Source organism: Kitasatospora sp. NPDC096128 (genome assembly GCF_040303105.1).
Classification (GTDB): domain Bacteria; phylum Actinomycetota; class Actinomycetes; order Streptomycetales; family Streptomycetaceae; genus Kitasatospora.
The window spans coordinates 38,368-62,169 of the sequence record NZ_JBEOSP010000051.1 but is presented as its reverse complement, the minus strand read 5'-3'; the positions used below and the strand labels follow the sequence as shown (position 1 = coordinate 62,169).

Genomic DNA, 23,802 nt, shown 5'->3' with positions numbered 1-23,802 from the left:
AGGCCCGGGTCTGGGTGATGACGTCGGCCTGCGAGCCGTCCGAGCCCCAGATCAGCTTGCCGATGCCCGGCGTGTCGGACGGGCCGACGATCGCCCGCCGCGGCATTTCCGGGGCCGTGACGGCCGGACGCGCCTCAATGGTGGAAGCCCTCGCGGACCGGCACGCCCAGCTCCTGCAGCGGGACGGGCTGGCGGCGCAGTTCCGGCAGCAGCCGGTTGAGGTCGGCCAGCAGCAGGTCGGCGAGGTCCCTGGAGAAGCCGTTGCGGCAGACCACCCGGAGCACCGACAGGTCTTCCCGGTCCGCCGGGAAGGTGTACGCGGGCACCTGCCAGCCGCGCTCGCGCAGCCGCCGGGAGACGTCGAACACGTCGAAGGTGACGTCCTCGGTGGTGGTGAAGGCGAACACCGGGACCTGGTCGCCGCGGGTCAGCAGCCGGAAGCAGCCGAGCTTCCCGATCTCCCCGGCCAGGTAGGTGGCGACCTCCCGGCAGGCGCCCTGGACGGCCCGGAAGCCCGCCCGGCCGAGCCGCAGGAAGACGTAGTACTGCGCCGCGACCTGGGCGCCGGGCCGGGAGAAGTTCAGCGCGAAGGTCGGCATCTCGCCGCCCAGGTAGTTGACCCGGAAGACCAGCTCCTCCGGCAGGGCCTCCTTGTCCCGCCACAGCGCCCAGCCGACGCCGGGGTAGACCAGGCCGTACTTGTGGCCGGAGGTGTTGATCGACTGCACCCGGGGGAGCCGGAAGTCCCAGACCAGCTCCGGGTCGAGGAAGGGCGCCACCATGCCCCCGGAGGCGCCGTCCACGTGCACCGGGACGTCCAGGCCGGTGCGCGCCTGGAGTGCGTCCAGGGCCGCGCAGATCTCCGCGATCGGTTCGTACGACCCGTCGAAGGTCGAGCCGAGGACGCCGACCACGCCGATGGTGTTCTCGTCGCACAGGGCGGCGGCCTGTTCGGGGCCGAGGTGGAAGCGCTCGCCCTCCATCGGTGCGGTGCGGGCCTCGATCTCCCAGAAGGTGCAGAACTTCTCCCAGCACACCTGCACGTTGACGCCCATGACCAGGTTGGGGCGGGCCCCGGCGGCGTAGCGCTCGGCGTTGCGGCGCATCCAGCGGCGCTTGAGCGCCATGCCGGCCAGCATGCAGGCCTCGCTGGAGCCGGTGGTGGAGCAGCCGACCGCGGCGTCCGGGGCGGGGGCGTGCCAGAGGTCGGCGAGGATGGCCACGCAGCGCCGCTCCAGTTCGGCGGTCTGCGGGTACTCGTCCTTGTCGATCATGTTCTTGTCCAGGCACTCGGTCATCAGCCGGGTGGCCTGCACCTCCATCGAGGTGGTGACGAAGGTCGCCAGGTTGAGCTTGGCGTTGCCGTCCAGCATCAGCTCGTCGTGGACCAGCTGGTACGCGGTGTCGGCCGCGACCGGGCCCTCGCCGAGCCGGTGGACCGGCGGGGCGAGCTCCATCGCGCCCAGCGGGTCGGTGATGCCGAGGAACGGACTGACGCTCAACCGGCGGTCGCCGCCGGTCCCCTTGTGCAGGGCCATGGGTGCCTGCCGCCCTTCGCCTCGGTGGCCGTGTCCCGACCCACGCTGCCACCGGGCACCGGGTGACGCATCTTCACCGGCGGACTTCGGCCAGACGGCGTTTCCCCCGACGGCAGGCCTCACGAGGCAGTGGTCAGGCCGACGGGCCCGAGGCGGCCTCCGGGTGGATCTGGTCCCGGGCGGCGCGGTACTGCCGGCGCACCGCCGATCCGATCGCCAGGTCCTGCTCGCCCTCGGGCTCGACCGTCTCGGCGTCCGGCAGCGTCCACTCCGGGGGCTCGGCGGTGCCGGCCAGCGCCCAGGCGGCCTGCCGGGCGGCGCCGCGGGCGGCGTGCGCGCCCGGCGGGGGCACCACGACCGGGACGCCGAACAGCATCGGGGCGACGTGCCGGACGACGGGCAGCCGGCCGGCCGCGCCGAGCAGGAACACCCGCTTGATCCCGACGCCCCTGGCGCGCAGCACGTCCAGCGCGTCGGCGGTGTTGCAGAGCATGCCCTCGACGGCGGCCCGGGCCAGGTGCTGAGGGGTCATCGCCTCGGCCCGCAGGCCGGTCAGGGTGCCGGCGGCGTGCGGCAGCGCGGGGGTGCGCTCGCCGTCCAGGTAGGGGAGCAGCACCAGGCCGTAGGCGCCGGGGGAGGAGTGCAGGGCGAGGTCGCTCAGCCCGTCCAGGTCCCGGCCGAGCATGGCGGCGGTGGAGCGCAGCACCTGGGCGGCGTTGAGGGTGGCGACCATCGGCAGGTGGTGGCCGCTCGCGTCGGCGAAGGAGGAGACCAGGCCGGTGGCGTCCACCACGGCCTCCCCGTGCACCGCGAAGATCGTCCCGGCGCTGCCGAGCGAGACCACCGCGTCGCCCGGACCGAGGCCCAGGCCCAGGGCGGCGGCCATGTTGTCGCCGGTGCCGGCCGAGATCAGCAGGCCCTCGGGGGTGTGTCCGGCGGGTTCGGCGGGGCCGAGCACGTCGGGCAGTCTGAGCTCGTGGCCCAGCGCCAGCTCGACCAGGTCCTGGCGGTACTCGCCGGTGATCGGGGACCAGTAGCCGGTGCCGGAGGCGTCCCCGCGGTCGGTGGTGCGGCGCTTGGGGTGGCCGAGCAGCTGCCAGACCAGCCAGTCGTGCGGCAGCAGCACCTCGGCGACCCGGCGGGCGTTGGCCGGCTCGAACTCGGCCAGCCAGCGCAGCTTGGCGATGGTGTACGTCGGGCCGGGCACGGCGCCGATCGCGGCGGTCCAGGCGGCCGGGCCGCCGAGGGCGTCCAGCAGCTTGGCGGCGGCGCCGCTGGCGCGCGGGTCGTTCCAGAGGATCGCGGGCCGCACCTGCACCCCGCCCGCGTCCAGGCCGATCATGCCGTGCTGCTGGGCGCTGACGCCGATGGCCCGGACGCCCTCCAGCAGGCCGCCGGCCGCGGCGTCGCCGAGCGAGTGCAGCCAGACCTGCGGGTCGGCCTCGCCGGGGCGCAGGTCCTGGTCCTCGGGGACGGGGTGGGGAGCCTTGCCGGAGCGCAGGACGGCACCGGTGTCGGTGTCGCACGCGACGATCCTGGTGCGGCTGGTCGAGCTGTCTATCCCCGCGACGATGGCCATGTCGAGATCATGCCTCAGCCCGGCCCGGTACGCGTCCGGGCCGGGTGAGCCGTTGCCGGTTCGGGACCCCGCGTTGGGATCTCCTTTGCCGTGGGGCCACAGCCCCGGTTACCGGCCGGCGGTAGCCGGGGCCACAGCCCCGTCACGGACCGGCGGTGGCCGGGCCTACCGCCCGGTCACGGGCGGACGGTGCCCCAGCCGTCGTCCTCCGCCCGGGAGCGGCTGAAGTACGGCACCCGGTCGGTGACGGCGTTCGGCAGCCGGTCCCCGACCCGGTCGGCGACGGCGCCCGCCGCCTTCCCGGCCACCGCGCCGGCCTGCTGCCGCGCCCGGTCGGTCGCCCCCTGCACGGTGGGGTTCCGGGCGATCTGCCGGGTGACCTTGGTGATCTGTTCGTAGCGCTCACGCCCGGCCCGCGAGCCGAGGACGTAGCCGGCCGCGAGACCCACGGCCAACGACAGCTTCCACATGATCGGACCCACCCTCTCCTGGCGGCCTTCTGCCGCATTGCCCTACCCGTTGCCCGGGACGGCGAACCGCCCGCGCCCCCAGCATCCCCGGGTGCCGGCGGGGGCGCGCGCGGGGCACGCCGGGCCGGCGGTCCGGGGCGGCCGGGGAAACGATTGGCGGACCACCCCCCCGAGTGCGCTAATGTATGTCCCGCAGCGAGCGCCGAGGAGCCCGGGTCACGGGAGCCGAAGCGGAAGCCGATCCCCCATAGCTCAATTGGCAGAGCAGCCGACTGTTAATCGGCAGGTTATTGGTTCGAGTCCAATTGGGGGAGCTCGGGAGTAGTGCTCTTCGGAGCCCGACTCCCACCCGTGGTACGGAAGTCGAGTACCGCGATCCCGCATAGCTCAATTGGCAGAGCAGCCGACTGTTAATCGGCAGGTTATTGGTTCGAGTCCAATTGCGGGAGCTTCACCGGCTCCACCCGGTGACTGCTCAGAGCGAAGGCCCCTCGGATGACCGGGGGGCCTTCGTGTTGTCCGCCCCGGTGTCGCGTGCGTCACCCGGCGGCCCGGCCCGCCGCCTGCCCCCCGTGAGGAGGGCGGGGGCGGACGTGACGGGCGCGGTCAGGTGGTCGCCTTCCGGTAGAGGTCGGCGACCCGCTGGTCGAAGGCGACGCTGTACGAGGTGCCCGGGGTGTCCCCGCCCTCTTCGAAGCCGCCGATCACGCCGACCACCGTGCCGTCGCCGGTCACCCACGGGCTGCCGCTGGTGCCGTCGGTGTAGCCGCCGCAGTCGAAGCGCTCCTGGGTGGAGCTCTGCGAGGTGGTCCGGACCGAGCAGGTGATCGGCTCGTCGCTCTCGTTGGGATAGCCGGTCACCGAGACCGCCAGCCCGACGCCCCGGCCGGTGCCGAGCGGGTTGCCGCCGACCGCGTCCTCGACCTGCCGGCCGTCGGCCGGGCGAAGGGTGACGAAGGCCACGTCGTAGTCGGGGTCGTCCTCGGAGGCCCAGTGCGGGTCGACGGTGATCGACTGCACCTGCCAACTCCCGTACGGGGAGTACCCGTTGCGGTAGCCGGGGGTGAACACCAAGCCGTCCAGCAGGCCGACCCGCTGGTTCTGCACGCAGTGCGCGGCGGTGACCAGCAGGTTGCGTGCGGGGCTGCGCACCACGCTCGCGGTGCAGGACCGGGGCCCCTGGGCGTTGTGGATGGACAGGGTGCCGATCCGGTCGCGGGCCGCGCTCTGCTGGGCGACCTCGGCGTTCGGCGCCTTGCCCGGCCCGCTGCCGCAGGCGGTGCCGGCGGTGAGCAGCAGGGCGGCCAGCGCGGTCGCTCCGGCCGCGCGCGCGGGCGGCACCGGGCGGGGGGCCATCGGGGCTCCGTCTCGTTCTTCGGGGCGGGCATCCGGGCCGTGCGTTCCGCCGTTCGAGAGGAAGATCTACCAGGCCGTGCCCGGCGGCGCCACTGTCGGGTGTTCGAAGGACGCGCCCGGGGCTCCGGACCGGCCCGCTCAGCCGGTGGCCCGGTCGTAGAGCGCCTGGACCCGGTCGCCGAAGTAGCTGCTGTAGGAGGTGTTCGGACTGTCCCCGCCCTCCTGGTAGCCGCCGATCACACCGACCACGGTGCCGGTCCTGGTGGACGGGTCGAAGTCGGTGACCCAGGGGCTGCCGCTGGTGCCGCCGGTGTAGTCGGGGCAGTCGATCCGCAGCTGGGTGGCGCTCTGCTCGGAGGTGGTGTTGGAGCAGGTGATCGGGACGTCGCTGCTGCCCGGGTAGCCGGTGACCCGCACCGGGACCTGGTAGCCGCGGTTGACGCCCAGTTTGTTGGCGCCGAGCACCTGCTGGACCTGCTGCCCGTTCTGGGCCTGGACGACGGCGAAGGCGACGTCCATGTCCGGGTCGGCGCGGTCCTTCCAGCCGTCGTCCACGCTGACCGCCAGCAGCGGCCAGACGCCGCTCGGGGTGTCGCCGTTGCGGTAGCCGGGGACGAAGACCAGGTCGCTGCGCTGGCCGATCTTCGGGTCCCAGACGCAGTGGGCGGCGGTGACGATGAGGTTGAGCCCGGCACTGTCGACCACGCTGGCGGTGCAGAAGTGGTCGCCGTCCGCGTTGCGCGTGAACACCGCGCCGACCAGGCCGTTGAGCACGGTGGGCTTGGCGGTGCGGGTGACCCCGGTGTGCTTGCCGGTCGCCCCCTTGAAGCGCTGCTTGCTCCAGCCGTGGGCGCTCGCGGGGGTGCTGGGCGGTGCCGAGGTGACCGTCGGGGCGACGTTGCCGGGCCGTGCCGCGGTGGTGCACCCGGCCATCGCGATCGCCAGGGCCAGCACCCCGGCCGCCGCTCCCGCCCCACGCATCGTCATCAGCCCAGGCTGCCCTGTCCGGGCCCTCCACCGCCACCCGGAGTCCCCCGCCCGGAGAGGCGCGCACCGTCGCGCACCCAGGTGCGCCCCCGGCGCGCACCACGGGTGATCGACCGGCTATGCTGCCCGGGACGGCCTCGCGGGGCCGTCTGCTGCTGCCGTGGCCACGACCGGCGCGCGCGGCGAACCGGGGCGGTAGCTCAGCCGGTTAGAGCAGGGGACTCATAATCCCTTGGTCGTGGGTTCGAGTCCCACCCGCCCCACTTCCGATCGTGCCCGGGCGCGCCTGTGCAGAGTGCTGACCTGCGGAGATGCGGCGCGCCTGCGAGAACTGTACGCACCCGACGACCTGCGGCGGCGATTACACGCCGAGGTTCACCCGCATGGGAACACCATCACGACGCCACGCTGACGTCCGGTCGGACCGAGGGGTGCGCCCTGACCCGGCTCGGTGTCGATCGGTCTCGTCCTGGCGACGGGCGCTGCCCGATCGGCCGCTGGAGCGGACTTCCATCCCCGTGGCCGGGACGTCGGCCGCACGAGGTGACCGATGGCGCTGGTGCAGCCGGTGAGCCGTCCGGCGTCACCGGTGCCCGCTAGGGTTGGCGGGGAAGGGGGAGATCACTGTGGAAGCTGAACTGATGGCGCTCGCGACCTCCGGTGCGACCACTCTGGTGGGACTGATGGTCACGGAGGGGTGGGGGCAACTCCGTGACCGTGTGGCGGGGTTGTTCCGTCGGCAGGGGCGGGCGGAGGTGGTCGGGGCGGAGCTGGAGTCCTCCCGTGAGGTGCTCTTGGAGGCCGCGCGGCAGGGCGATCCGGAGGTGCGGGAGGCCGTCGCGCTGGAGTGGCGTTCGCGCCTGACCCAGCTCCTTGCCGCGGACGCGCAGGCTGTCGCGGAGTTGCAGGACCTGCTGCGGGACGCGGCGTCGCCTGCTCCCGATCAATCCGGTACCCGCGTCGAGATCAGTGGTGGGACCTTCAACGGGCCGGTTCAGGTCTCGGGAACGCAGATCAATCACTTCGGCTCCGGGGCCAATGGCTGATCAGGACCGTCGGGCAGCCGGGAGGATCGAAGGGGGGACCTTCAACGCGCCGGTTCTGGTCTCGGGAACGCAGAACAACCACCATCACCATCATCACCGGTCGAGCAGGGCCCAGGTGGTCGCCGGCATCGCCGTCCTGATGCTGGGTGCCGTAGCGGTGGTGGCCTTCTTCGCCCACCGGCTCTATGTCTCCAGCCCGGACTACCGCAGGGGTGTCGAACAGGATCTGGTCGAGAAGGTGGTGCCCGGTGAGACGTACGAGAAGCTGAAGCAGACGATCGGCACGGGGCCCGACTACTCCTTCAGGTTGCCCACGGGCAACACGATCCACCAGTACGAACGCCAGTGGGAGACGCTTCAACTCCTGGAGAATGCCTCCGGGATGGTCCTCTCGGTCGGCGTCTACGCCAAGGACAAGGAGTTCAAGCCGACGGTCGCGCTGGGCGGGCAGCGCATCACGCTCAACGCGCCGGTCGACCGTGCCGCGCCCCGGTTCCTTCCGGCGGCCGCCAACGCGTACTGCGGCGCGCACAAGTCGGGGTACTTCGAGGGCTACTTCCCGATGCCCAATGCCTTCAAAGCGATGAACTTCGTCGTCGGCGCCAGCAACGCCGAGTCGGAGTTGGACCTGCGGTCGATGTGCGGCCAGCTGGGTGGGACATTGTGCTCGGCCCCGCAGGTGCCGACCGAGAACGCGCTGTCGCCGGAGTTCGCGGAGTGTCTGCTGGCCACTCCGGGAGGTCAGCGGATCCGCCGGGAGACCGCGGCATCCGTGATCGTCTACACCGCGCCCGGGGCAGCGCTGGTCGACGACATGCTCTTCCCGCCGGACGTCGTCGCGGCCGGTGCCGTGAACTTCCGCTGACCCACGCGCACGCGCGCAGCCGCCCCGGTCGCCCGGTTCGCCCGTACGACCCTCTCGTGCGCCTCGGTACGACCGGAACCCCGGCACGGGCTCTGGCGCACCGTGCGATAAAAGTGATATCACTTTGACAGCTGTAGCGGGCATCCGCGCGGCGCACATCGCACAGGGGGGAGTCGGTCCCATGACCGCACCGCACGTCTCCGTCGAGGACGGCCCCGTCCTCGACCTCCCGGCTCCGAAGACCACCGAGCGGGTCATCACCGGCACCTCCGGGCTGCCGGTGCTCGGCGGCGCGCTGCTCGGCGTGGTCGCCGGGCTCGCCGGGCTGATCGTCGGAGGGGTCCAACTGGCCGGCGGGAACAAGGGCCTGGGCATTCCGCTGGTGGTCCTCGGGCCGCTGCTGGTGCTCACCTCGCTGGTCCTGCTCTGCGGGCTGACGGTGGTCTCGCCCGGCTCGGCCCGGGTGGTCCAGCTGCTCGGCACCTACCGGGGGACGATCCGGGCCGAGGGGATCAGCTGGCTGAACCCGTTCACCAGCCGTCGGCACATCTCGCTGCGGATCCGCAACCACGAGACCGAGACCACCAAGGTCAACGACGCGGACGGCAACCCGATCGAGATCGCCGCCGTGGTGGTCTGGCAGGTCGAGGACACCGCGATGGCGGTGTTCGAGGTGGACGACTACACCGACTTCGTCGCCGTCCAGACCGAGACGGCCGTCCGGCACATCGCCACCAGCTACCCCTACGACGCACACCACGAGGGGCAGTTGTCGCTGCGCGACGGTGCCGAGGAGATCACCCGCAAGCTGTCCGCCGAGATCTCGGCCCGGGTCGCCGCGGCCGGCGTGCGGGTCATCGAGTCCCGGATCACCCGGCTCGCCTACGCGCCCGAGGTCGCCCAGGTGATGCTCCAGCGCCAGCAGGCCGGGGCCGTGGTGGCCGCGCGACGGCTGATCGTCGAGGGCGCCGTGGGTATGGTCGAGGAGGCCCTGGACCGGCTCGCCGAGCGGGACGTCGTCGAGTTGGACGAGGAGCGCAAGGCTGCCATGGTGAGCAACCTCCTGGTGGTGCTCTGCGGCGACCGGGGCACCCAGCCCGTCGTGAACACGGGCTCCCTCTACCAGTAAGGGCGCGCGTTGGCGACGGAACGGAAGAAGCTCCTGCTGCGACTGGACCCTTCAGTTCACGACGCGCTGGCCAGGTGGGCCGCGGACGAACTGCGCAGCACCAACGCACAGATCGAGTTCGTGCTCCGCCGCGCCCTCACCGAGGCCGGCCGGATGCCCAGCGGTGCGGCCCGGCTTCCCCGGCGCGGCCGACCGCCCAAGGAGAGCCCGGAGAGCGGCGGTCCCGCCGAGGACTGACCGCGGTCGCCGGGCGTCCCGCAGATCTTCCAGATCCTTCGGAGACCGAGATGGACCTGCCCGTCAATCTTCCCGAGAAGTTCTACCTGCTCGCCTACGACCCGGAGCGCGGGCGCCTCACCCGCACGTCCGATCTCGACCTGGCCCTGCGGGCGGCGGCGCTCACCGAGCTCCTCCGCCGCCGGCTGATCCGTGACGACGGCCGGCACCCGGCCGCCGTCGACGGCCCCGCCGACGGGCTCGACCCGCTCTCCGCCGCGCTGCTGGAGCAGATCCGCCAGGAGCGGCGGCGCACCTGGAAGCGCTGGATCGGGCGCTCGCGGAGGTCGGCGCGGGTGGTCCGCGACGGGCTCGTGGCCGCCGGCCGGATCCGGGTCGAGGAGCGCCGGGTGCTCGGGCTCTTCCCGGTCGCCCGGGTCACCCTTCCGGAGCCCCGGGTGCGCAAGGCGCTGACGGCGGACGTCATGTCGGCGCTGCGCGGCCCGCTCAGCCGGGTCGACCCGGCGGACGCGGCGCTGGTCGCCCTGGTCGACGCCGCCCGGCTGGGCTCGGCCCTGACCTGGCGCCAGCGGCGCGAGTTCCGGACCAGGATCGACAAGCTGGCACCCGCCGCGGGCCCCGTCCCGCGCGCCCTGCGCATGGCCATCACCGCGAAGCACGCGGACGGCGGGGCGGGCTGACCCGCCCGGGGTTCCGCCCCCGCCCCCGCCCCCGCCCCCGGCCCGGCCCGGCCCGGCCGTCCGACGGACGGCCGGGCTGCCGGGCGTCCGGGGCGGGCCCGTAAGCTGGCCGGGTGCTCGAACCCGCCCTGCTGCCGACCCCGCTGGTGGACTGCACCGACGGGGTCTTCGCCCGGGCCGGGGTGGAGTTGAGGCTCAAGCGGGACGACCTGCTGCACCCGAGCGTGCCCGGCAACAAGTGGCGCAAGCTCGCGCCCAACCTGGCCGCCGCCGTCGAGCAGGGCCACACCCGGCTGCTGACCTTCGGCGGCGCCTACTCGACCCACCTGCGGGCGGTCGCGGCCGCCGCCGCCGCGCTGGGGCTGGAGAGCGTCGGGCTGGTGCGCGGCGAGGAGTTGGCCGACCGGCCGCGCAACTGGTCGCTGCGGGCCGCCGAACGGTCCGGGATGCGGCTGGAGTTCCTCACCCGGGCCGACTACCGGGAGGCCACCGGCCGGGCCGGCGCCGGGGGCGGCGGCGAACTGCTGCGTCGCTGGGGCAGGTGCCTGGTGCTCCCGGAGGGCGGGTCCAACGCCCTGGCCGCGATCGGCGCGGCCGCGATCCCGGCCGAACTGCCGGACCTGGGCGGGCGCGACGTGGTCTGCTGCCCGGTCGGCACCGGCGGCACCCTGGCCGGCATCGCGGCGGGCCTGCCGCCGGGGGCCCGGGCGCTGGGGGTGGCCGTGCTGCGCGGCGGCGAGGGCTACCTGGAGGCGGAGGTGGCCCGGCTGCACCGGGCCGGGTTCGGGCGCGAGTTCGACAACTGGCGGATCGACCACGCCCACCACGGCGGCGGCTACGGCAAGGTCCCGGCCGAACTCGCCGCCCACGCCGAGGAGTTCGAGCGCCGCCACGGAATCCCGGTGGAGCTCAGGTACGTCGCCAAGCTGCTCGCCGCACTGGCCGACCTGGCGCAGGCGGGCGCCTTCGAACGCGGCACCCGCCTGACGGCCGTGGTCACCGGCCTGCCGGACCCGGAGTAGGCCCGGAGGGGCCTACGACCCGAAGGTCAGGTCGGCGCAGGGGTCGGTGTCGGCGCCGCGGGTGTTCTCCGCTATGCCGGTCGGGATCCCGCCGGGCGCGGGGGCCGTGGGCGCATCGGAGGGCGAGGACACCGAGTCGAGCTGGGTGCCGGCCGCCTTGTAGTCCGCGCCGAGGGTGACGGTGATCGCGCCCGAGCCGGGCTCCTCGACGGCGCCCGCGCCGGGGAAGAGTGCGGCGACCTGGTCGGCGGTGGCCTTGAGAGCCGGGTCGTAGGAGACCTCGGTGTGCTGCTTGCCGGGGTTGTTGGCGCCGAGGACGACGTTCTGGAAGCCGCGGCCCTTGAGGGTCTCCGCGCCGGAGCCGGCCAGCCCGGCCGTGCCGACGCCGTTGACCACGGTGATCTGGGCGGCGGCCTGTTCGGGGGTGAGCGGGGCGGTCGGGGCGGTGCTCGGGTTCGGCGAGGCGGAGCCGGACGCGGCGGCGGTGGCCGCGCCGGTGCCGGCGGTGCTCCGCCCGTCCAGGGTGCGGTCCTCGCGCAGCAGCTTCCACAGGGTGTCGGCGTCCGGCTGGACCAGTCGCACCCGCTCCCCGGCGAAGCGCCAGGGGGCGGTGACGAAGGTGACGTCGGAGAGCTTGATGTCCTCGACCGAGCGGGCGAAGTCCACCAGCTTCATCGCGGTCCCGAGGCCCTCGTCCACGGTGAGCGACTTGGTGGCGGCGTCGGCCAGCGGCAGCAGGGTGGGCAGCGAGAAGCCCTGGCCCTGGACCTTCTTGATCATCGAGGAGAGGAAGGCCTGCTGGCGCTTCATCCGGCCTATGTCGGAGTTGTCGCCGATGCCGTGGCGGGCGCGCAGGTAGTCCACCGCGGACTTCCCGGAGAGCTTCTGCATCCCCTTCTTCAGCTGGATGCCGTACTCGTTGACGTCGTTGGGCACGCAGGCGTCCACGCCGCCGATGGCCTCGGTCATCGCGGCGGCGCCCTTGAAGTCGACCACCACGGTGTGGTCGACCCGCAGTCCGGTGAGCTTCTCCACGGTGTTCTGGGTGCAGGCCGGGTTGCCCTTGGCGAGTTCGCCGACGCCGAACGCCGAGTTGAACATCTGGTCGTTGCGCGGCTTGGACCAGGTGCCGTCCGCCAGCTTGCAGGACGGGATGGTGACCAGGGTGTCGCGGGGGATCGAGACCCCGACGGCGTGTTTGTGGTCGGCGTAGATGTGCACCAGGATCGCGGTGTCCGAGTTGCCGACGCCCTCGTCGCCGCCGCCCAGCGAGTTGTTGCCGTCGTCGCGGGTGTCCGAGCCGAGCAGCAGTACGTTGACCGGCACCTGGGCGCCGGGGCTGGCCGGAACGGGGGCCGGCGGGCGCTCGGTGGCGACGCCGCCCTGGTCGAAGGTGGTGATGTTGCTGTCGAGCCGGTGGTAGAACCAGGCTCCGGCGCCCACGACCGACAGCACCAGAACGGCGGCCAGGCCGATGGCGGTCCGCAGGTAGCGGCGCCGGCGCGTGCTGCTGCTCATCCTTCGTGCCCCCCGTCTTCAGGTTTCTCGCGTTCGATGTTCGAACGTTAGACGCTCCGGAAGGCTGTTCGGTTACCCCCGGGGGGCGATCGAATCGAGCGGCGGGGCTGTGATGCTGGTCACGCTCCGGGGCCGGCGGCGCCGGTGAGCATCCGGCTGAGCAGGTCCCGCAGTACGGTGCGCTCCGCCGGGTCGAGCGCGGCGAGCGGTTCGCGGGCGAAGTTCAGCGACTCGCGCAGCTCCTCGGAGGCGGCGGCGCCGGTCTCGGTGGCGGCGACCAGCTTGACCCGGCGGTCATGCCGGTCGGCCTCCCGGGTGACGAAGCCCCGGGCCTCCAGTCGGTCGACGATGCCGGTGATGTTGGAGGGCTCGCAGCTGAGCGTCTGGGCGATGTGGCGCATCGGCAGCGGGCCGCGCCGCAGCAGGGCGAGCACCTTGGCCTGGGCGCCGGTGAGCGAGCGGGCGGCCGCGGCCTCCTCGTACTCGCGGTGGAACAGCGCGACCAGGTTGGCCATCAGGTCGACGACCTCGCGGGTGATCTCGTCGGACTGCGGCGTGGCGACCTCGGTGGGCTGGGTGTCCATGCTCCAGAGTCTACCTGAAAAGTTGACAACATGAACCTTTCATGTCCATCGTTACTTCAGTTGCTCAACCTTTCACCTGCCGAACCCCCCTCCGAGGAGTACTGCCATGGCAGAGCAGGCCGCCCCCGCCACCGCCCGTGAATGGCACCTCGCCGCCCGCCCCCAGGGCTGGCCGGCGCCCACCGACTTCGCCCTGGTCGAGGCCCCGGTCCGGACCCCGGGCCCGGGTGAGATCCTGGTCCGCAACACCCACCTCTCGGTCGACCCGTACATGCGCGGCCGGATGAACGACGTCAAGTCGTACGTGCCCCCGTTCCAGCTCGGCCAGGCCATGGACGGCGGCGCGGTCGGCTACGTGGTCGCCTCCGAGGCCGAGGGCTTCGCCCCCGGTGACGCCGTGCTGCACGGGCTCGGCTGGCGCGAGTACGCCACCCTGGACGCGAAGCGCGCGGTCAAGGTCGACCCGGCCGCCGCCCCGCTCTCCGCCTACCTCGGCGTGCTCGGCATGCCCGGTCTGACCGCCTACGCCGGACTGCTCGCCGTCGGCGCCCTCAAGGAGGGCGACAAGGTCTTCGTCTCCGGCGCGGCCGGTGCCGTCGGCTCGCTGGTCGGCCAGATCGCCCGGCTCAAGGGCGCCTCGCTGGTGGTCGGCTCGGCCGGCTCGGCGGAGAAGGTCGCCAAGCTGGTGGACGAGTACGGCTTCGACGCGGCCTTCAACTACAAGGACGCCCCGGTCGCCGAGCAGCTCGCGAAGGCCGCCCCCGAGGGCATCGACCTCTACTTCGACAACGTCGGCGGCGAGCACCTGGAGGCCGCGATCGGCGCCCTCGGCGTGCACGGCCGCGCGGTGCTCTGCGGCGCGATCGCCCAGTACAACGACACCACCGCGCCCGCCGCCCCGCGCAACCTGGCGATGGCGATCGGCAAGCGGCTGCGCCTGGAGGGCATGCTGGTCGGCGACCACGCCGCCCTGCAGCCGCAGTTCGTGACCGAGGTGGGCGGCTGGCTGCGCTCCGGCGAACTGCGCGGCGAGGAGACCGTGGTGGACGGTTTCGAGAACGCCGCCGAGGCCTTCATCGACCTGCTGCGCGGTGCCAACACCGGCAAGATGGTCGTCCGCCTGGACGGCTGACCCTCCGTCAGGAGGCCGACCGCCCCGCCGCCCCCGACCGGGCGCGCGGGGCGGTTCGCGTGCACGGCGCAGGGGATCCGGCCGCACTACCGCATTCCGGCCGGATCCGAAAGTGCGTCATCCATCCTGCCGCGCCGCGCGGTACGGTGGTCCCGCCTGGCGATGGGGCCGTTCGGGGGAGAGATCCGGCCGAGGGGTAGACCTCGTTGAGGATTCGACTAGCATTGAGCGAAAGCCTGTCCGTTTTGCTCAATTTAGTAGCTTAATGTCGGCTAACGTGGGTAACTGTGGATCAACTGCAGGCACGAGGCAGCTGGGGAAGGCGACCCTCGTCCACAGCCTGGAGGTCCCGGTGACGACACGTGGAGTTCTCTACATCCACTCCGCGCCCCGCGCGCTGTGCCCGCACGTCGAGTGGGCCGTCGCGGGGGTGCTCGGTGTGCGGGTGAGCCTGGACTGGATCCGCCAGCCGGCCGCACCCGGGCACTGGCGTGCCGAGCTCTCCTGGCAGGGGGAGCCCGGCACCGCTTCGAAGCTCGCCTCCGCGCTGCGCGGCTGGCAGCTCATGCGGTACGAGGTGACCAGCGAGCCCTGCGCCACGGCGGAGGGGGAGCGGTACAGCAGCACGCCCACGCTCGGCATCTTCCACGCCGTCACGGGCATCCACGGCGACATCCTGATCCCCGAGGACCGGCTGCGGGCCGTCCTGTTGCGGGCCCGCAGCGAGGGGGCCGACCTGGAGGCCGAGATCTCCCGGCTGCTGGGCAAGCCCTGGGACGACGAGCTGGAGCCGTTCCGCTACGCGGGCGAGGGCGCACCGGTGCGCTGGCTGCACCAGGTGGTCTGAGCCCGGGGGCTCCGGGCCGGAGTGGTCCGAGGCCGGAGGACATGACGGAGGGGTCGGCGCCCGTACTGGGCGCCGGCCCCTCCGTCACGGCTGTCAGCGGGTGCGGAAGGCCAGCACCACGTTGTGGCCGCCGAAGCCGAACGAGTTGTTCAGCGCGGCGATCCGGCCCTCGGGCAGCGGGGTCGCCTCGGTCACGATCTTCGCGTCCACGTCGTCGTCCAGCTCCTCGACGTTGATGGTCGGCGGGGCGATCCGGTGGTACAGCGCCTGCACGGTGGCGACGGTCTCGATGCCGCCGGCGCCGCCCAGCAGGTGACCGGTCATCGACTTGGTGGCCGAGACCAGGATGTGGTCGAGGTCCTCGCCCAGCTCCTTGCGCAGCGCCTTGAGCTCGGCGGTGTCGCCCTGCGGGGTCGAGGTGGCGTGCGCGTTGACGTGCACGATCTCGGCCTTGTCCAGGTCGTTGCGGTCGAACAGGTCGGCCAGCGCGCGGGCCACGCCGGCGCCGGTCGGCTCGGGCTGGGCGATGTGGTGGGCGTCCGAGGACAGGCCCTGGCCGACGGCCTCGCAGTAGATCCGGGCGTTGCGGGCCTCGGCGTGCTCCAGCGACTCCAGCACGACCACGCCGGCGCCCTCGCCCAGCACGAAGCCGTCACGGCCCTTGTCGTACGGACGCGAGGCGCGCTCGGGCTCGTCGTTGTTCTTGGACATCGCCATCATGTTGGCGAACGCGGCGATCGGCAGCGGGTGGATCGCCGCCTCGGTGCCGCCGGCCACCACGACGTCGGCGCGGCCGCTGCGGATCATCTCGATCGCGTAGCCGATCGCCTCGGCGCCGGAGGCGCAGGCGGAGACGGGGGTGTGCACACCCGCGCGGGCGCCGACCTCCAGACCGACGTTGGCCGCCGGGGAGTTGGGCATCAGCATCGGGACGGTGTGCGGGGAGACCTTGCGGGAACCCTTCTCCTTCAGCACGTCGTACTGGTCGAGCAGGGTGGTCACGCCGCCGATGCCGGAGGCGATCACGGCGCCCAGGCGCTCGGGGGCGAGCTTGGAGGACTCGTCGGTCGCCGGGGTCTCGAAGCCGGCGTCGGCCCAGGCCTCGCGCGCGGCGATCAGCGCGAACTGGGCGGACCGGTCGAGCTTGCGGGCCAGCGGGCGGGGCAGGATCTCGCCCGGCTCGATCGCGGTGCGCGCGGCGATCCGGACCGGCAGGTCCTGGGCCCACTCCTCGGTCAGGGCCGCCACTCCGGAGCGCCCGGCGATCAGGTTCTCCCAGGTGGTGGCGGCGTCGCCGCCCAGCGGCGTGAAGGCGCCGATACCCGTGACGACCACGGTACGGTTTTCAGCGGTCACTGGTTTCTCTTCTTTCACGGTTCGTGCGGGGGTCGGCGGCGGAGCCGAAGAAGGGCCCGGCCGGGCGCCCGGTGGGGCGTCCCGGCCGGCGGGTCGGCCAGGCTCTCGGAGCCGGGCCGGCGGGTCAGCCGTCCTGGGCGTGCGTCACGAAGGACGGGCTGGACGACTCGTACGAGTCGATCGCTCAGGCGGCGTTGGTGAGGATGTAGTTCACCGCGTCGCCGACGGTCTTCAGGTTCTTGACCTCGTCGTCCGGGATCTTGACGTCGAAGCGCTCCTCGGCGGCCACGACGACCTCGACCATGGACAGCGAGTCGACGTCCAGGTCGTCGGTGAAGGACTTGTCCTCCTGGACGTCCTCCGCCGGGATGCCGGCGATCTCGTTGACGATCTCGGCGAGACCTTCCAGGACCTCGTCCTTGGTAGCCATACTGGCTGCTCCTCTTCGGTGTTGAACGCGTCCGACCGTCGGCCGAACACGGGCTTGTGGATGGATGGGGCGAAACGCGCCTAGGGGAGCGTAACGACTGCCGCGGCGTACACGAGACCCGCCCCGAACCCGATGATCAGCGCGAGGTCACCGCTGTGGGCCTCGCCGGACTCCAGCATGCGCTCCATCGCCAGCGGGATGGAGGCGGCGGAGGTGTTGCCGGTTTCGGCGATGTCCCGGGCGACCGGCACCGACGCGGGCAGCTTGAGCGCCTTGATCATGGCGTCGGTGATCCGCATGTTGGCCTGGTGCGGGATGAAGGCACCGAGCTGGTCGGCGGTGATCCCGGCGGCGTCCAGCGCCTGCTGGGCCACCTTGGCCATCTCCCAGACCGCCCAGCGGAACACCGGCTGGCCGTCCATCCGCAGGGCCGGCCACTTGTGGTCCTGCTCCTCGCCCGGGCCGTTGATGGCGTCGGGCTTGGCGAAGGCGGTGTCCCAGGCCCGGGTCTGGGTGATGACGTCGGCCTGCGAGCCGTCCGAGCCCCAGATCAGCTTGCCGATGCCCGGCGTGTCGGACGGGCCGACGATCGCGGCGCCGGCGCCGTCGCCGAAGATGAACGCGGTCGAGCGGTCCGACCGGTCGGTCAGATCGCTGAGCCGCTCGACGCCGATCACCAGCACGTACTCGGCGTTGCCGCCGCGGATCATGCCGTCGGCCAGGCCCAGGCCGTAGCCGAAGCCGGCGCAGGCGGCCGAGATGTCGAAGGCCGGGGCGGTGCCGCAGCCGAGCCGTTCGGCGATCTCGGTGGCGATCGCGGGGGTCTGCTTGAGGTGCGAGACGGTCGCGACGATCACGCCGCCGATCTGCTCGGCGGAGATGCCGGCCTGCGCGATGGCCTTTCCGGCGGCCTGCACCGACATCTCGGAGACGCTCTCGTCCGGGCCCGCCCAGCGGCGCTCGGCGATCCCGCTGCGGGTGCGGATCCACTCGTCCGAGGAGTCGATCCACTCCAGGACCTCGGAGTTGGGGATGACCCGGACCGGGCGGTAGCCGCCGACCCCGTGGATGCGGGAGTACTGCGCGCCGGTGGCGGGGCGGATCTGCGGCTTGGTCATGCCTGGTCCTCCTGGTCCTGCGGGTCCTGCCGGCCCTGGCCGCCGTGCTCCTCGATGAGCGCACGGGCCTTGTCCAGGTCGGCCGGGGTCTTCAGGGCGAGGGTGGCCACACCCTTGAGGTTGCGCTTGAGCAGCCCCGTGAGCGTGCCTGCGGGGGACAGCTCGATGACGGCGGTCGCGCCCAGTCGGCCGAGGGTCTCCATGCAGAGGTCCCAGCGGACCGGGTTGGAGACCTGCGACACCAGGCGGCCCAGCACCTCGGCGCCGGAGTCGACGACCCCGCCGTCCTTGTTGGACACGTAGCGGACCTGCGGGTCGGCCACCTCCAGGCTCGGGGCCAGCGCGGCGAGCCGCTCGACACCGGGGGCCATGTGCTCGGTGTGGAAGGCGCCGGCGACCTTGAGCGCGATCAGCTTGGCGCCGGCCGGCGGGTCCGCCTTCAGCGCCTCCAGCTGGACCAGCGTGCCGGCCGCGACGATCTGGCCGCCGCCGTTGTTGTTGGCCGCGGTCAGGCCGTGCTCGGCCAGCTTCGCCGCGACGACCTCCGGGTCGCCGCCGAGCACGGCGGCCATGCCGGTCTCGGTGACGGTGGCGGCCTCGGCCATGGCCCGGCCGCGCTCCCGGACGAAGGTCAGCGCCTCATGGGCGCCGAACACCCCGGCGAGGGCGGCGGCGGTGATCTCACCGACGCTGTGGCCGGCGACGGCGCCGGTCAGCTTGCGGGCGACGTCCTCGTCCGGGAACAGCGCACGGGCGGTCACCAGGCCGGCCGCGACCAGCAGCGGCTGGGCGACGGCGGTGTCCTTGATCTCCTCGGCGGAGGCCTCGGTCCCGGCGTGCACCAGGTCGAGCCCGGCGGGCTCCGACCAGCGGCGCAGGCGGTCGGCGACACCGTCGAGCTCCAGCCAGGGGCTGAGGAAACCGGGGGACTGGGCACCCTGTCCAGGGGCGACGATTACGAGCACGGTTCAACCCTCTCTCGCCAGGCGCCCGGGGGCGGGTAGGCGACGGTAACGAAGAAAACCATCCGGGATTGTATGGTCCCTACACTCCGGCTCAGCCGGGCTCCCCGACGGCGGTGAGGCGGCCGAGGGCCAGTGCGATCCGCAGAGTGAACGCCGAACGTACGTCGGACGGGGCGTACCCCGTGACGTCGGTCACACGTCGTAGCCGGTAGCGCACCGTGTTGGGATGCACGAACAGCATCCGGGCCGCGCCTTCCAGGGAGGACGCCTGCTCCAGGTAGACGCTCAGCGTCTCCAGCAGGGCGGAGCCGGCCTCGTCCAGCGGTGTGTAGATCTCCTCCACCAGCTGGCGGCGGGCGGCCCCGTCCCCGGCCAGCGCCCGCTCGGGCAGCAGGTCGTCGGCGAGCACCGGGCGCGGGGCGTCCGGCCAGGCGGCGCAGGCGCGCAGGCCGGCCGCGGCGGCGTGCGCCGAGCGGGTCGCCGAGAGCAGGTCCGGCACGGTCGGGCCGATCACCACCGGGCCCGGCGCGAACTGGCCGATCAGCGCCCGGGCGGCGTGCACCGGCTCCTTGTCGCCGCCGACCACGACCACCAGGCGCTTGCCCAGCACCCCGGTCAGCACGTTCAGCTTGGCGTACCGGGCGGCCCGGCGGATCGCCTCGACCACCAACTCGCTGTCACCGTCCGGGGCGCTGCCCATCACCACCCGGACCTGGCTGGGCTGGCCCCAGCCCAGGGCGGCGGCCCGCGAGAGCACCCCCTCGTCGGCGTCGCCGGACAGCAGGGAGTTGACCACCAGGGCCTCCAGCCGGGCGTCCCAGGCGCCGCGCGCCTCGGCCGCCTGGGCGTACACCTGGGCGGTGGCGAAGGCGATCTCCCGGGCGTAGACCAGCACGGACTCGCGCATGTCCGCCTCGTCGCCGGGGGCGGCCACCTCCTCGATGGCCTCCTCCATCACCTCGATCGTGGTGCGGATCAGCTCCACGGTCTGGCGCAGCGTGATCGCCCGGGTCAGCTCGCGCGGGGCGGTGCCGAAGACGTCGGTGGAGATCGCCCGGGCGGCCTCCGGGTGGCGGTACCACTCGGTGAAGGCGGCGATGCCGGCCTGGGCGACCAGGCCGATCCAGGAGCGGTGCTCCGGGGGCATCCGCCGGTACCAGCCGAGCTGGTCGTCCATCCGCGAGATCGCGGCGGTGGCCAGCTTCCCCGAGGACTTCTCCAGGCGCTTGAGCGTCGCGGCCCGGCGCTCGGCCCGCTCGGCGGCGTTCCGGCGCTCCTGGGCCGTCAGACGGGGGGCGGGGCGGCCGGGGCGGTCGCGGGCGGTCCGGGGAGCCGGGCTCTTCCCGGTGGGTTCGGCTGCGGGACTGGGGTCGCTCTTGGAGTTCGCGGAAGCGGCTGACACAAGGACAAGACTGCCTCACGCGGGTGACTGCTCGTGCACACCCCCCGGCGGACCGGCACGGTGGTGCCGGTCACACCACCCGGGGCGCGGGGTGCGTCCGCGCCCGGGTGCGCGCCGTCCGGAGCAGTACGGTGAGGGCGTGACCGACGCCGCCGCCCGCCCCCGTGCCGACCTGCGCCGCACCGCCGAGCGCTACCGCTCCGCCCCCGCCGAGGGCATCGAGACCCGACACGCGTTCTCCTTCTCCGGCCACTACGACCCGAAGAACACCCACTTCGGCGCGCTGCTCGCGTGCAACGAGGAACTCCTGGCGCCGGGCGCCGGGTTCGATGAGCACAAGCACCGGGACACCGAGATCCTCACCTGGGTGTTGGAGGGCGCGCTGGCCCACCGGGACTCGCACGGCCACAGCGGGGTGGTGCGCCCGGGCATGATCCAGCACCTCAGTGCCGGCTCCGGGGTCACCCACACCGAGCGCAACGTCGGCGGCGCCACCGGGCCGGTGCGCTTCGTCCAGATGTGGCTGCAGCCCGACGAGTTCGATGCCGCCCCCGGGTACGGGCTGCGCAAGGTGGAACCGGCGGACGGCGGGTTGACGCTGCTGGCCTCCGGGCTGGAGCGCGACGCCGGCACCGACGCCCTGCGGCTGCGCCGCCGGGATGCCGCGCTCTGGCTGGCCACCGCCGGCCCCTGGCAGCCGATGCCCCCGCTGCCGGCGGCGCCCTGGCGGTACGCCCACCTGACGGCCGGATCGCTGGGCTACCGGACCGTTCCCGGGCCCAAGGGCGCCGGCCGGTCGATGGTGCCCGGCGACAGCGTGCGGATCACCGGCGAGGCCTTCGCCGACCCGGCGGCCGGGGAGACCGGCGCCGAACTCCTGCTCTGGGAGATGCACTCGCCGGTCTCGTACGGCTGAGGCCCAGGGCCTAGCCGTTCAGCTCGGCCAGGACGGCGTCGGACAGCGGCGGCCAGGCCTCGACGGCCCAGGGGCCGAAGTCCCGGTCGGTGAGCGCGACACAGGCCACGCCGGCCCGCGGGTCGACCCAGAGGAAGGTGCCGGACTGGCCGAAGTGGCCGAAGGTCTCCGGGGAGTTGGCGGCGCCGGTCCAGTGCGGGCTCTTGCCGTCGCGGATCTCGAAGCCGAGGCCCCAGTCGTTCGGGCGGCGGTGGCCGTAGCCGGGCAGCACACCGCTGGTGCCGGGGAAGGCGACCTCGCGGGTGGCCCGGTGGAGGGTGGACGGGTCCAGCAGCTTCGGGGCCTGGAGCTCGGCGGCGAACCGGGTGAGGTCGGCCACGGTGGACAGGCCGCCGGCGCCGGCCGGGGACTTGCTCGCGGTGTTGAGCAGGGTGTCGTGCATGCCCAGCGGCTCGAACACCGCCTCGGCGACGTACTCGTGGAACGCGATCCCGGCGGCCTCGGCCAGGGTGACGGCCAGCACGTCGAAACCGGCGTTGGAGTAGAGCCGGCGCTTGCCGGGCTCGGCGAACAGCCGGTCCTCGTCGAAGCCGAGGCCCGAGGTGTGGGCGAGCAGGTGGCGGACGGTGGAGCCGGGCGGGCCGGCCGGGTCGTCCAGCTCGAACACGCCCTCCTCCAGGGCGACCAGTGCCGCGTAGGAGGTGAGCAGCTTGGTCACCGAGGCCAGCGGGAAGAGGTGCTGCTGCGGGCCGTGGGCGCCCAGCACCGCGCCGTCCGACCCCCGGACCACCGCGGCGGCGGCGTGGGGCACGGGCCAGTTGTCGATCATCCGCAAGCTCTCCATGCGGTCGACTCTAATGGGCCGCTCAGCCGGGTGGCAGGGGCACCCGGCAGGGTGGCTTGCTTGGAGTGCACTCCAACTCGGTAGCGTCGTCGGTACAGGACAGGGGGAATCGATCATGGCCACACCCGTACCCGCCCGGGCCGGTCTGCGCAGCTGCACCGAGGTCTTCAACGGCCCGGCCGGTGAGCCGGACCGGACCCCGCGGCACACCATCAGCGAGGTCGCCGCGGCCAGTGGGCTGACCGCCCACACCCTCCGCTGGTACGAGCGGATCGGCCTGCTCGACCCGGTCGACCGCGCGGTCGGCGGCCAGCGCCGCTACTGCGACGGCGACCTGCACCGGCTGGCCTTCCTGGGCCGGTTGCGGCTGACCGGGATGTCCGTGGCGGACATGCTCAAGTACGTCGACATGGCCCGCCGCGGCGAGGAGACCTACGCCGAGCGCCGGGAGCTGCTGGAGACCCAGCGCGAGGAGGTCCGGCAGCGGATCGTCGACCTCCAGGCCACCCTGGCCGTCCTCGACTACAAGATCGATCTCTATGCCGGGAAGATCGCCGACAGCACCGGCACCCCCCTCCGATGCCAGTACCACCGAGTAGAGGAAGAGCAGAGCGCATGACTCACCCCGTCCTCCCCACCGCCCCCCTCGGCACCGACGGCCCGCTGGTGGGCGTCCAGGGCCTCGGCTGCATGGGCATGAGCGAGTTCTACGGCCCGACCGACTCCGGCGAGGCGCTCGCCACGCTGGACGCCGCGCTGGAGGCCGGCGTCACGCTGTTCGACACCGCGGACATGTACGGCTCCGGCCGCAACGAGGAGTTCATCGGCCCCTTCGTCCGCGCCAACCGCGACCGGGTGGTCATCGCCACCAAGTTCGCCATCGAGCGTGACGAGAACGACCCGACCAAGCGCGCCGTCCGCAACGACCCGGCGTACATCCGCACCGCGGTGGAGGGCTCGCTGCGCCGCCTCGGCGTGGACGTGATCGACCTGTACTACATGCACCGCCGCAACCCGGAGGTGCCGCTGGCCGAGTCGGTCGGCGCCATGGCCGACCTGGTGCGGGCCGGCAAGGTCCGGCAGCTGGGCCTGTCCGAGGTGACCGGGGCCGAGCTGCGCGAGGCGCACGCCGTCCACCCGATCGCCGCGGTGCAGTCCGAGTGGTCGGTGTTCGCCCGGGACGTCGAGCGCTCCGCGGTGCCGACCGCCGCCGAGCTGGGCGTCGCCTTCGTGCCGTACTCGCCGCTCGGGCGCGGCTTCCTGACCGGCGCGTTCCAGGACGCCGGGACGCTCGCGGCGGACGACTTCCGCCGCACCCACCCCCGCTACACCGGCGAGAACGCCGCCGCCAACGGCGAACTGCTCGCCCCGCTGCGGGAGATCGCCGCGGCCCACGACGCGACGCTCGCCCAGGTCGCGCTGGCCTGGGTGCAGCAGCGGGCCCAGGTGCACAAGCTGACCGTGGTGCCGATCCCCGGCACCCGCAAGCGCAGCCGGCTCGCCGAGAACACCGGCGCGGTCGCCCTGCGGCTGAGCGCGGAGGAGCTGGCGCTGCTGGAGCCGCTGGCCGGCCGGGTGGCGGGCGACCGCTACGCGGACATGAGCAACACCTCGGTCGGGCGGGAGTAGCGGGAGCAGCCGGAGCAGCCGGAGTAGTTCGGGCCGGAGCAGTCCACCGCGCGGGGGGGGGGGGCGGGGGGGGAGCCGCCGCGCCCGCCGGGCGGGGCCGGGGTGGGGCCCGGGCGGGGCCGGCCGGCCGGGCCCGCGCGGCCCGGCGCCCG

Annotated in this window: 24 protein-coding genes and 3 tRNA genes; 14 read left to right on the top strand and 13 right to left on the bottom strand. The window is 73.2% G+C overall.

The window, feature by feature from the left end:
* Positions 1 to 134 precede the first annotated feature (134 nt).
* The 3 genes from gad to ABTY61_RS36065 all read right to left on the bottom strand — a co-directional run bounded on the left by gad (position 135) and on the right by ABTY61_RS36065 (position 3,587).
* Positions 135 to 1,538, bottom strand: coding sequence for a glutamate decarboxylase (gene gad, locus ABTY61_RS36075; RefSeq protein WP_350509405.1), 1,404 nt, complete (start codon positions 1,536 to 1,538; stop codon positions 135 to 137).
* 133 nt (positions 1,539 to 1,671) lie between these two features.
* Positions 1,672 to 3,117, bottom strand: a complete 1,446-nt coding sequence (locus ABTY61_RS36070) for an FGGY family carbohydrate kinase (RefSeq protein ID WP_350509404.1) — start codon at positions 3,115 to 3,117, stop codon at positions 1,672 to 1,674.
* Positions 3,118 to 3,293: 176 nt separating this feature from the next.
* A complete protein-coding gene (locus ABTY61_RS36065) occupies positions 3,294 to 3,587 on the bottom strand; it encodes a hypothetical protein (RefSeq protein ID WP_350509403.1) in 294 nt (97 codons plus the stop codon).
* Positions 3,588 to 3,828: 241 nt separating this feature from the next.
* Here ABTY61_RS36065 and ABTY61_RS36060 point away from each other — a divergent pair.
* Positions 3,829 to 3,901 (top strand) — tRNA-Asn (locus ABTY61_RS36060).
* Between the two features lie 62 nt (positions 3,902 to 3,963).
* Positions 3,964 to 4,036: transfer RNA gene (locus ABTY61_RS36055), tRNA-Asn, on the top strand.
* A 157-nt stretch (positions 4,037 to 4,193) separates the two neighbouring features.
* Here the strand turns inward: ABTY61_RS36055 and ABTY61_RS36050 are convergent.
* Both ABTY61_RS36050 and ABTY61_RS36045 read right to left on the bottom strand, forming a co-directional pair.
* On the bottom strand, positions 4,194 to 4,943 hold the full coding sequence (locus tag ABTY61_RS36050; RefSeq protein ID WP_350509402.1) for a trypsin-like serine peptidase: 750 nt from the start codon (positions 4,941 to 4,943) through the stop codon (positions 4,194 to 4,196).
* 138 nt (positions 4,944 to 5,081) lie between these two features.
* On the bottom strand, positions 5,082 to 5,930 hold the full coding sequence (locus tag ABTY61_RS36045) for a trypsin-like serine peptidase (RefSeq protein WP_350509401.1): 849 nt from the start codon (positions 5,928 to 5,930) through the stop codon (positions 5,082 to 5,084).
* A gap of 189 nt (positions 5,931 to 6,119) precedes the next feature.
* Between ABTY61_RS36045 and ABTY61_RS36040 the strand changes: the two genes are divergently transcribed.
* The 7 genes from ABTY61_RS36040 (at position 6,120) to ABTY61_RS36010 (ending at position 10,909) form a co-directional block, all read left to right on the top strand.
* Positions 6,120 to 6,193, top strand: a tRNA-Ile gene (locus ABTY61_RS36040).
* 363 nt (positions 6,194 to 6,556) lie between these two features.
* Positions 6,557 to 6,976: a hypothetical protein gene (locus tag ABTY61_RS36035; protein ID WP_350509400.1), complete on the top strand. Its 420-nt coding sequence runs from the start codon at positions 6,557 to 6,559 to the stop codon at positions 6,974 to 6,976.
* Positions 6,969 to 7,841, top strand: coding sequence for a hypothetical protein (locus tag ABTY61_RS36030; protein WP_350509399.1), 873 nt, complete (start codon positions 6,969 to 6,971; stop codon positions 7,839 to 7,841). The genes ABTY61_RS36035 and ABTY61_RS36030 overlap by 8 nt, the downstream gene beginning before the upstream one ends.
* Before the next feature lie 181 nt (positions 7,842 to 8,022).
* Positions 8,023 to 8,970 carry an SPFH domain-containing protein gene (locus ABTY61_RS36025; RefSeq protein WP_350509398.1) on the top strand — a complete coding sequence of 316 codons (948 nt, stop codon included), beginning with the start codon at positions 8,023 to 8,025 and terminating at the stop codon, positions 8,968 to 8,970.
* 9 nt (positions 8,971 to 8,979) lie between these two features.
* On the top strand, positions 8,980 to 9,207 hold the full coding sequence (locus tag ABTY61_RS36020; protein ID WP_188304311.1) for a type II toxin-antitoxin system antitoxin: 228 nt from the start codon (positions 8,980 to 8,982) through the stop codon (positions 9,205 to 9,207).
* Between the two features lie 50 nt (positions 9,208 to 9,257).
* Entirely contained in the window at positions 9,258 to 9,887 is a 630-nt protein-coding gene (locus ABTY61_RS36015; RefSeq protein ID WP_350509397.1) for a GOLPH3/VPS74 family protein, read from the top strand.
* A gap of 113 nt (positions 9,888 to 10,000) precedes the next feature.
* Positions 10,001 to 10,909: a 1-aminocyclopropane-1-carboxylate deaminase/D-cysteine desulfhydrase gene (locus tag ABTY61_RS36010; protein WP_350509396.1), complete on the top strand. Its 909-nt coding sequence runs from the start codon at positions 10,001 to 10,003 to the stop codon at positions 10,907 to 10,909.
* A 12-nt stretch (positions 10,910 to 10,921) separates the two neighbouring features.
* Here the strand turns inward: ABTY61_RS36010 and ABTY61_RS36005 are convergent, their stop codons facing one another.
* Together ABTY61_RS36005 and ABTY61_RS36000 are read right to left on the bottom strand one after the other, a co-directional pair.
* The gene (locus ABTY61_RS36005; protein WP_350509395.1) at positions 10,922 to 12,427 is read right to left on the bottom strand and encodes an LCP family protein; all 1,506 of its coding nucleotides are present in this window, start codon (positions 12,425 to 12,427) and stop codon (positions 10,922 to 10,924) included.
* 119 nt (positions 12,428 to 12,546) lie between these two features.
* Positions 12,547 to 13,011, bottom strand: a complete 465-nt coding sequence (locus tag ABTY61_RS36000; protein WP_350509394.1) for a MarR family winged helix-turn-helix transcriptional regulator — start codon at positions 13,009 to 13,011, stop codon at positions 12,547 to 12,549.
* Positions 13,012 to 13,117: 106 nt separating this feature from the next.
* On the opposite strand from ABTY61_RS36000, the gene ABTY61_RS35995 reads away from it, so the two are divergent.
* Both ABTY61_RS35995 and ABTY61_RS35990 read left to right on the top strand, forming a co-directional pair.
* A complete protein-coding gene (locus ABTY61_RS35995; protein WP_350509393.1) occupies positions 13,118 to 14,143 on the top strand; it encodes an NADP-dependent oxidoreductase in 1,026 nt (341 codons plus the stop codon).
* Positions 14,144 to 14,495: 352 nt separating this feature from the next.
* Positions 14,496 to 14,990 (top strand): DUF3145 domain-containing protein, encoded by a 495-nt coding sequence (locus tag ABTY61_RS35990; RefSeq protein ID WP_270147090.1) that lies wholly within the window; start codon positions 14,496 to 14,498, stop codon positions 14,988 to 14,990.
* Between the two features lie 93 nt (positions 14,991 to 15,083).
* Here the strand turns inward: ABTY61_RS35990 and fabF are convergent, their stop codons facing one another.
* From fabF to ABTY61_RS35965, 5 genes are all read right to left on the bottom strand, one after another.
* Positions 15,084 to 16,346, bottom strand: a complete 1,263-nt coding sequence (fabF, locus tag ABTY61_RS35985; protein ID WP_350509392.1) for a beta-ketoacyl-ACP synthase II — start codon at positions 16,344 to 16,346, stop codon at positions 15,084 to 15,086.
* 184 nt (positions 16,347 to 16,530) lie between these two features.
* A complete protein-coding gene (locus tag ABTY61_RS35980) occupies positions 16,531 to 16,776 on the bottom strand; it encodes an acyl carrier protein (RefSeq protein WP_350509391.1) in 246 nt (81 codons plus the stop codon).
* An 80-nt stretch (positions 16,777 to 16,856) separates the two neighbouring features.
* Positions 16,857 to 17,894, bottom strand: coding sequence for a beta-ketoacyl-ACP synthase III (locus tag ABTY61_RS35975; RefSeq protein ID WP_350509390.1), 1,038 nt, complete (start codon positions 17,892 to 17,894; stop codon positions 16,857 to 16,859).
* Complete coding sequence (locus ABTY61_RS35970; protein WP_350509389.1) at positions 17,891 to 18,859, bottom strand: ACP S-malonyltransferase; 969 nt, start codon at positions 18,857 to 18,859, stop codon at positions 17,891 to 17,893. The genes ABTY61_RS35975 and ABTY61_RS35970 overlap by 4 nt, the downstream gene beginning before the upstream one ends.
* 91 nt (positions 18,860 to 18,950) lie before the next feature.
* Positions 18,951 to 20,147, bottom strand: coding sequence for a PucR family transcriptional regulator (locus tag ABTY61_RS35965; protein ID WP_350509406.1), 1,197 nt, complete (start codon positions 20,145 to 20,147; stop codon positions 18,951 to 18,953).
* Positions 20,148 to 20,400: 253 nt separating this feature from the next.
* Here ABTY61_RS35965 and ABTY61_RS35960 point away from each other — a divergent pair, with 253 nt between their 5' ends.
* A complete protein-coding gene (locus tag ABTY61_RS35960; protein ID WP_350509388.1) occupies positions 20,401 to 21,177 on the top strand; it encodes a pirin family protein in 777 nt (258 codons plus the stop codon).
* Positions 21,178 to 21,187: 10 nt separating this feature from the next.
* Here the strand turns inward: ABTY61_RS35960 and ABTY61_RS35955 are convergent, their stop codons facing one another.
* Positions 21,188 to 22,021 carry a serine hydrolase domain-containing protein gene (locus tag ABTY61_RS35955; RefSeq protein ID WP_350509387.1) on the bottom strand — a complete coding sequence of 278 codons (834 nt, stop codon included), beginning with the start codon at positions 22,019 to 22,021 and terminating at the stop codon, positions 21,188 to 21,190.
* A 115-nt stretch (positions 22,022 to 22,136) separates the two neighbouring features.
* On the opposite strand from ABTY61_RS35955, the gene ABTY61_RS35950 reads away from it, so the two are divergent.
* Positions 22,137 to 22,640, top strand: coding sequence for a MerR family transcriptional regulator (locus ABTY61_RS35950; protein ID WP_350509386.1), 504 nt, complete (start codon positions 22,137 to 22,139; stop codon positions 22,638 to 22,640).
* Positions 22,637 to 23,650 (top strand): aldo/keto reductase, encoded by a 1,014-nt coding sequence (locus ABTY61_RS35945; protein ID WP_350509385.1) that lies wholly within the window; start codon positions 22,637 to 22,639, stop codon positions 23,648 to 23,650. Before ABTY61_RS35950 ends, ABTY61_RS35945 begins: the two co-directional genes overlap by 4 nt.
* Positions 23,651 to 23,802: the final 152 nt, after the last annotated feature.

Coding starts and splice junctions, on each gene's coding strand:
- ABTY61_RS36000 (WP_350509394.1), bottom strand. CDS start 13,011: ATGGACACCCAGCCCACCGAGGTCGCCACGCCGCAGTCCGACGAGATC.
- ABTY61_RS36015 (WP_350509397.1), top strand. CDS start 9,258: ATGGACCTGCCCGTCAATCTTCCCGAGAAGTTCTACCTGCTCGCCTAC.
- ABTY61_RS35950 (WP_350509386.1), top strand. CDS start 22,137: ATGGCCACACCCGTACCCGCCCGGGCCGGTCTGCGCAGCTGCACCGAG.
- ABTY61_RS35980 (WP_350509391.1), bottom strand. CDS start 16,776: ATGGCTACCAAGGACGAGGTCCTGGAAGGTCTCGCCGAGATCGTCAAC.
- ABTY61_RS36050 (WP_350509402.1), bottom strand. CDS start 4,943: ATGGCCCCCCGCCCGGTGCCGCCCGCGCGCGCGGCCGGAGCGACCGCG.
- ABTY61_RS35975 (WP_350509390.1), bottom strand. CDS start 17,894: ATGACCAAGCCGCAGATCCGCCCCGCCACCGGCGCGCAGTACTCCCGC.
- ABTY61_RS35995 (WP_350509393.1), top strand. CDS start 13,118: ATGGCAGAGCAGGCCGCCCCCGCCACCGCCCGTGAATGGCACCTCGCC.
- gad (WP_350509405.1), bottom strand. CDS start 1,538: ATGGCCCTGCACAAGGGGACCGGCGGCGACCGCCGGTTGAGCGTCAGT.
- ABTY61_RS35945 (WP_350509385.1), top strand. CDS start 22,637: ATGACTCACCCCGTCCTCCCCACCGCCCCCCTCGGCACCGACGGCCCG.
- ABTY61_RS36065 (WP_350509403.1), bottom strand. CDS start 3,587: ATGTGGAAGCTGTCGTTGGCCGTGGGTCTCGCGGCCGGCTACGTCCTC.
- ABTY61_RS36070 (WP_350509404.1), bottom strand. CDS start 3,117: ATGGCCATCGTCGCGGGGATAGACAGCTCGACCAGCCGCACCAGGATC.
- ABTY61_RS36005 (WP_350509395.1), bottom strand. CDS start 12,427: ATGAGCAGCAGCACGCGCCGGCGCCGCTACCTGCGGACCGCCATCGGC.
- ABTY61_RS35955 (WP_350509387.1), bottom strand. CDS start 22,021: ATGGAGAGCTTGCGGATGATCGACAACTGGCCCGTGCCCCACGCCGCC.
- ABTY61_RS36045 (WP_350509401.1), bottom strand. CDS start 5,930: ATGACGATGCGTGGGGCGGGAGCGGCGGCCGGGGTGCTGGCCCTGGCG.
- ABTY61_RS36030 (WP_350509399.1), top strand. CDS start 6,969: ATGGCTGATCAGGACCGTCGGGCAGCCGGGAGGATCGAAGGGGGGACC.
- ABTY61_RS36025 (WP_350509398.1), top strand. CDS start 8,023: ATGACCGCACCGCACGTCTCCGTCGAGGACGGCCCCGTCCTCGACCTC.